This window comes from Streptomyces sp. NPDC059456, assembly GCF_042750055.1.
In the GTDB taxonomy this organism is placed as follows: Bacteria; Actinomycetota; Actinomycetes; order Streptomycetales; family Streptomycetaceae; genus Streptomyces.
Map to the genome: position 1 here is coordinate 1 of NZ_JBHYVA010000622.1, position 5,117 is coordinate 5,117.

Consider the following 5,117-nt stretch of genomic DNA (forward strand, 5'->3'; position numbering starts at 1 on the left):
TCTGAGTTACACGGGGCCGCCTCTACCGGCTTGGGCCACCCCGGCACGTGTGCCGGGGGAGGGATTCGAACCCCCAACTGACACCCCTTGGTCAGCTTCAACATCAGTTTCAGCTTTTGCGCGCTCCCGCGCGCACCCCCTCGCTCGCACAAGGGGCGATCTGGAGGTTACCGGAACAGGTAGCCGAACACCGCGTCCCCGACGCGCTGGTCGGTGACCTCGGCGCCGTTGGCTTCCTCGCGGGCGAACTTGACGGCCTGCTGGAGCTTTTCGACGCGGTCGAGGAGCTCGTTGACCCGGCGGGCCGGCAGCGCGCCGGAGAACTTCACCGTCGTCCAGTAACCGACGGGAACGTCCTCGTAGTACACCTCGACCTGGGCCGGGTGCTTCTCCGTGGCCTCGGCCTTCACGTGGTTGCGCGGCACCTTCTTGGTGCGGATCGTGCGGACCGGGTCGGTCTTCCACGCGTCGGTCGACGGGTCGAGGTTCCAGGCCTCCGACGCGTCGAGCACGGGGAGCTTGCGGACGAACGTGTGCAGGTCCGTGAGCTGCTTCTCGAGGAACAGCAGGTAGGGGACCGGTACGTGGGCCAGCAGGACGGTTCCGTCGACGACGACGTCCGCGGCCGCCGTGCGGTTCGCCCAGTCCTTCGTCGCCGTCACGTCGAACAGCCGCGTCAGCGTACCCGCCGTCGCGCGCAGCACGTCCTCCGCCTTGACCTGCACCCGCGTGGACTCGGGCGGCAGTTGCTCGCCCTCCTCGTCCTTGGGCTGGTACGTCCGCGAGATGCCGGCGAGCAACGCGGGCTTCTGGACGTCCTGGTGGGCTTGGGTCAGTTCCTGGAGGGACTTGGACTTGACGCCCTTCTCCACTGCGATGATCTGATTCAACTTCGGCACACGAGGAAACTAACAGCACGCCCGTCCGGTACACATCAGGTTTTTCGGGGACCTGCCGGGCGGGAACGCGCGCGGCCCGTTCCGCCGCCCCGGAAGGGCGGTGGAACGGGCCGTGGGTGCGACGCGTCGGTGACGGGATCAGACCGCCGGGGACGGGTACGTCGGGTACTCGACGCCGGAGACGTGCTGGACGACCCGGATGACCTGGCACGAGTAGCCGAACTCGTTGTCGTACCAGAGGTAGAGGATCGCGTTGTCGCCGTCGACCTTGGTGGCGCCGGCGTCGACGATCGAGGCGTGGCGCGACCCGACGAAGTCCATGGAGACGGCGTCGGGAGCCGTGGTGAAGTCGATCTGGCGCTTCAGCGGCGAGTTCAGCGAGACGTGGCGGAGGTAGTCGAGGACCTCGTCGCGGGTGGTCTCACGGCCCAGGCGCAGGCTCAGGATGGCGATCGAGACGTCCGGGACGGGGACGCGGATCGAGCTGCCGGTGATCGGGGCCTTGAGGTCCGGCAGCGCCTTGGCGACGGCGGAGGCGGCACCGGTCTCGGTGATGACCATGTTGAGCGGCGCGGAGCGGCCGCGGCGGTCGGCCTTGTGGTAGTTGTCCAGCAGGTTCTGGTCGTTCGTGAACGAGTGGACGGTCTCCACGTGACCGCGCAGGACGCCGTACTCGTCGTCCATGGCCTTCAGCGGCGGGACGATCGCGTTGGTGGTGCAGGACGCGCAGGACAGGATCTGCTCGTCCGGCTTGATCGTGTCGTGGTTGACGCCGTGGACGATGTTCGGGACGTCGCCCTTGCCCGGGGCGGTCAGGACGACCTTGTCGATACCGGGGCGCAGGTGCTTGGAGAGGCCCTCGCGGTCGCGCCACTTGCCGGTGTTGTCGATGAGGATGGCGTCCTTGATGCCGTACGCCGTGTAGTCGACCTCGGAGGGGTCGTTGGCGTAGATCACCTTGATGGAGTTGCCGTTGGCGATGATCGTGCTGTTCGCCTCGTCGACGGTGATCGTGCCGTTGAACTGGCCGTGGATCGAGTCGCGGCGCAGCAGCGAGGCGCGCTTGACGAGGTCCGCCTCACCGCCGCCGCGGACGACGATGGCGCGCAGGCGCAGCCCGTTGCCGGAACCGGCCTTCTCGATCAGCAGGCGGGCGACCAGGCGGCCGATGCGGCCGAAGCCGTACAGGACGACGTCACGGCCGGCGCCGCGCTCGATCTTGTTGGCACCCGTGGCGCCGGCGACGGCCTGGGCGGTGAACTCCTCCACCGACAGGCCGCGGTCGTCGGCCTTGTAGGTGGTGGCGAGCATGCCGATGTCGATCTGGGACGGGCCGAGGTCCAGGGTGGTGAGCGCCTGGAGGAAGGGCAGCGTCTCGGTGACGGAGAGTTCCCCGCCGGCTATCTGCCGGGCGAATCGGTGGGTCTTCAGGATGCTGACCACCGACTTGTTCACCAAGGAGCGGCTGTGGAGCAGGATCGTGACGTCCTGCTCCCGGTGCAGCTTCCCGATGATCGGGATCATCGACTCCGCGATCTCCTCGCGGTTCTTCCAATTGGTGAACGAGTCGTCATTGACAGTCACAGGTTTATCTTTCGAGCTAGGCGGCGCTCACATGCTAACCCCACGCCCCTTTGGTCACTCAAGGGGGACTGCTGAAGTGGTGATGTGCGCCACTGTGCCCCATATGCTCTTGTGTGATCCTCCGAGAGGCGTCGGCTCGCGCAGGAGCAAACGGCTCAGCCGGCGATCGGGTACATCGCTCCGCGCCGCCCCTCGGGCGACGTCAGCCACTCCAGCCGCTCCGCGGTGTCGGTGGAGGGCACCGGGGTGTGCAGCACGATCGACAGGTCGGGCCGGGCCGGCACGCGCAGCTGGGTCGATTCGACGTACAGCGTGCCCACCACCGGGTGCTCCAGCTCCTTCTTCACCTGGCCGCCGGGCCGGACGTCGCGCCGGTCCCACAGCTCGGCGAACTCCGGGCTGAGCTCCCGCGCCTCCTCGATGACGGCCCGGAACCCCTCGTCGTCGGGCCACTCCGAGTACGCCGCCCGGTACTGGGCGACGACGTTGCAGGCGATCTCCTCCCAGTGCTTGGAACGGGCCCGGTAGATCGGGTCGGTGAAGAACGCGATCAGGCAGTTCTGCACGATCTCCGGGCGCATCCCGAGGACCAGCGCGGCCGCGTCGTTGTACAGCACGGTGTTCCAGTACACGTCCATGATGTGCGCGGGGAACGGCATCCAGGCGTCGATCAGCCGCTTCAGGCCCTGGCACATGTCCCGGTCGGCGGGCGCCACTTCGAGGGCGGGCGGGTTGAGGCCCGCGAGGACGTACAGGTGCCGCCGCTCGGCGCTGGACAGCTTGAGCACCCGGCCCACCGAGTCGAGCACCTGCGGGGACACCGTGATGTCGCGGCCCTGTTCCAGCCATTGGTACCAGGACACCCCGACGCCCGAGAGCACGGCGACCTCCTCCCGGCGCAGGCCCGGCGTGCGCCGGCGGGCTCCGCCGTCGGGCAGGCCGGCCTCGCCGGGAGTGACCCGCGCCCGCCTGCTCATCAGGAACTCCCGCAGTTCTGAACGGCGGTGCTTGTCGATCGGTGTAGCCACTCAATCCCCCTGTCGGCTGCCTGGTGGTGCCACCAACAGGATAAGTTCCCACTCTCCACGGGCATTCCCGGGCCACGAGGCTGTGGCCATGGCAATCGACACCCCCACCCCGACCACACCGACCGCGACGGCGGCAGCCGCCCCCACGAGCGGATCCCGCGGCCCGGCCCCGGCGCCCGACCGGCTCACCGGGCGCGCCAAGCTGGTCCTCTTCGTGCTCTGCGCCGCCCAGTTCATGGTGGCGCTCGACTTCTCCGTGCTGAACGTGGCCCTGCCGGTGCTCGGCAAGGACCTGGGCCTGAGCCGCTCCGCCCTCCAGTGGGCGGTCACCGCCTTCGCCCTCCCCTCCGGCGGCTTCCTCCTCCTCTTCGGCCGCATCGCCGACCTGTACGGGCGCAAGAAGCTGTTCCTGACCGGCCTCACGCTCTTCGGCGCCGCCTCGCTGCTGGCCACCCTGGCCTGGGACCCGGCGTCGTTCCTGGCCGGACGCGCCCTGCAGGGCCTCGGCGCGGCCGTCATCGTGCCGACCGGCATGTCCCTGCTGACCACCACGTTCCCCGAAGGCCCGCTGCGCGACAGGGCGATCGGCATCTCCGGCACCCTGCTCTCCCTCGGCTTCACCATCGGCATGGTCCTCGGCGGCGTCATGACGGACACCCTCGGCTGGCGCTCCACGATGGGCCTGCTCTCGGTCACCGCGGTGCTCGTCCTCGCCCTCGCCCCCCGGCTGCTGCCCGAGTCGCGTACCCCCGAGCGGCCGCGCCTGGACGTACCGGGCGCCGTCACCGTCACCGGCGGCCTGCTCGCGCTGATCTACTCCCTGTCCACGGCGGCCCAGCGCGGCTTCGGCGGCGCGGACGTCCTGGGCACGCTCGTGGCCGGACTGCTCCTGCTCGCCGCCTTCGCCGTGGTGGAGTCGCGGACCCCGGCCCCGCTCGTCTCGCTGCCGATGCTGCGGCGCCGCACGGTCGCCTGGGGCAACGCCGGCGGACTGATCACCTTCTCGATGATGTCGACGGTCGTCTTCGTGCTGACCCTGTACCTCCAGGAGACGCTGGGCCTGTCCTCCTTCCGGACCGGACTGGTCTTCGGCGTCCAGGGCGTCGCCTCCGCCTTCGCCGGCTCGTACGCATCCAAGGTCATCGGCCGCTTCGGGGCCCGGCGCACGCTGGTCGGCTCGCTGCTCGGCCAGGGCGTGTTCACCGCCGCACTGCTGGCGGTGGGCGCCGGGTCCGGCGCGCTGGTCGCCACCGTCGCCGTCTCGCTGGCCAGCATGTGCCACCTCGGCGCGATCATCTCGTACGGGCTGACCGTCACGAGCGGCGTGCCCGACGCGGAGCAGGGTCTGGCCACCGGCCTCGTCACCACGACGCAGCAGGTCGGCCTGACCATCGGGATCCCGCTGCTCGGGGTCCTCGCCACCACCCAGGCCTCGCTCTTCGGCGGCGTCCGCACGGTCCTGGCGATCGACGCGGCGATCGTGGTCGCGGCGGCCGTCCTGGTGGGCGCCGGTCTGGGCGTCCGCGGGGTGAAGAAGGCCTGAGCGGCACCGGCACCGGCATCGGCACCGGGATCGGGACCGGGGACCGGAAGCGGGGGTGTCCCC

General features: G+C 69.8%; 4 protein-coding genes. 1 reads left to right on the top strand and 3 read right to left on the bottom strand.

The genetic code is table 11. The features are described from left to right. Positions 1 to 167: 167 nt before the first annotated feature. The 3 genes from ACFXA3_RS34905 to ACFXA3_RS34915 all read right to left on the bottom strand — a co-directional run bounded on the left by ACFXA3_RS34905 (position 168) and on the right by ACFXA3_RS34915 (position 3,460). A complete protein-coding gene (locus ACFXA3_RS34905; protein ID WP_385193743.1) occupies positions 168 to 899 on the bottom strand; it encodes a hypothetical protein in 732 nt (243 codons plus the stop codon). A 138-nt stretch (positions 900 to 1,037) separates the two neighbouring features. Continuing rightward, complete coding sequence (locus ACFXA3_RS34910; RefSeq protein ID WP_385193745.1) at positions 1,038 to 2,483, bottom strand: glyceraldehyde-3-phosphate dehydrogenase; 1,446 nt, start codon at positions 2,481 to 2,483, stop codon at positions 1,038 to 1,040. A 155-nt stretch (positions 2,484 to 2,638) separates the two neighbouring features. Then, a complete protein-coding gene (locus ACFXA3_RS34915; protein WP_385193750.1) occupies positions 2,639 to 3,460 on the bottom strand; it encodes a helix-turn-helix transcriptional regulator in 822 nt (273 codons plus the stop codon). A gap of 139 nt (positions 3,461 to 3,599) precedes the next feature. Here ACFXA3_RS34915 and ACFXA3_RS34920 point away from each other — a divergent pair, with 139 nt between their 5' ends. Beyond that, positions 3,600 to 5,054 carry an MFS transporter gene (locus ACFXA3_RS34920; RefSeq protein WP_385193748.1) on the top strand — a complete coding sequence of 485 codons (1,455 nt, stop codon included), beginning with the start codon at positions 3,600 to 3,602 and terminating at the stop codon, positions 5,052 to 5,054. The last annotated feature ends 63 nt before the right edge of the window (positions 5,055 to 5,117 follow it).

What these genes read in the sequence shown, in the direction of transcription:
- ACFXA3_RS34920 (WP_385193748.1), top strand. Translation starts at nt 3,600, where the DNA reads ATGGCAATCGACACCCCCACCCCGACCACACCGACCGCGACGGCGGCA.
- ACFXA3_RS34915 (WP_385193750.1), bottom strand. Translation starts at nt 3,460, where the DNA reads ATGAGCAGGCGGGCGCGGGTCACTCCCGGCGAGGCCGGCCTGCCCGAC.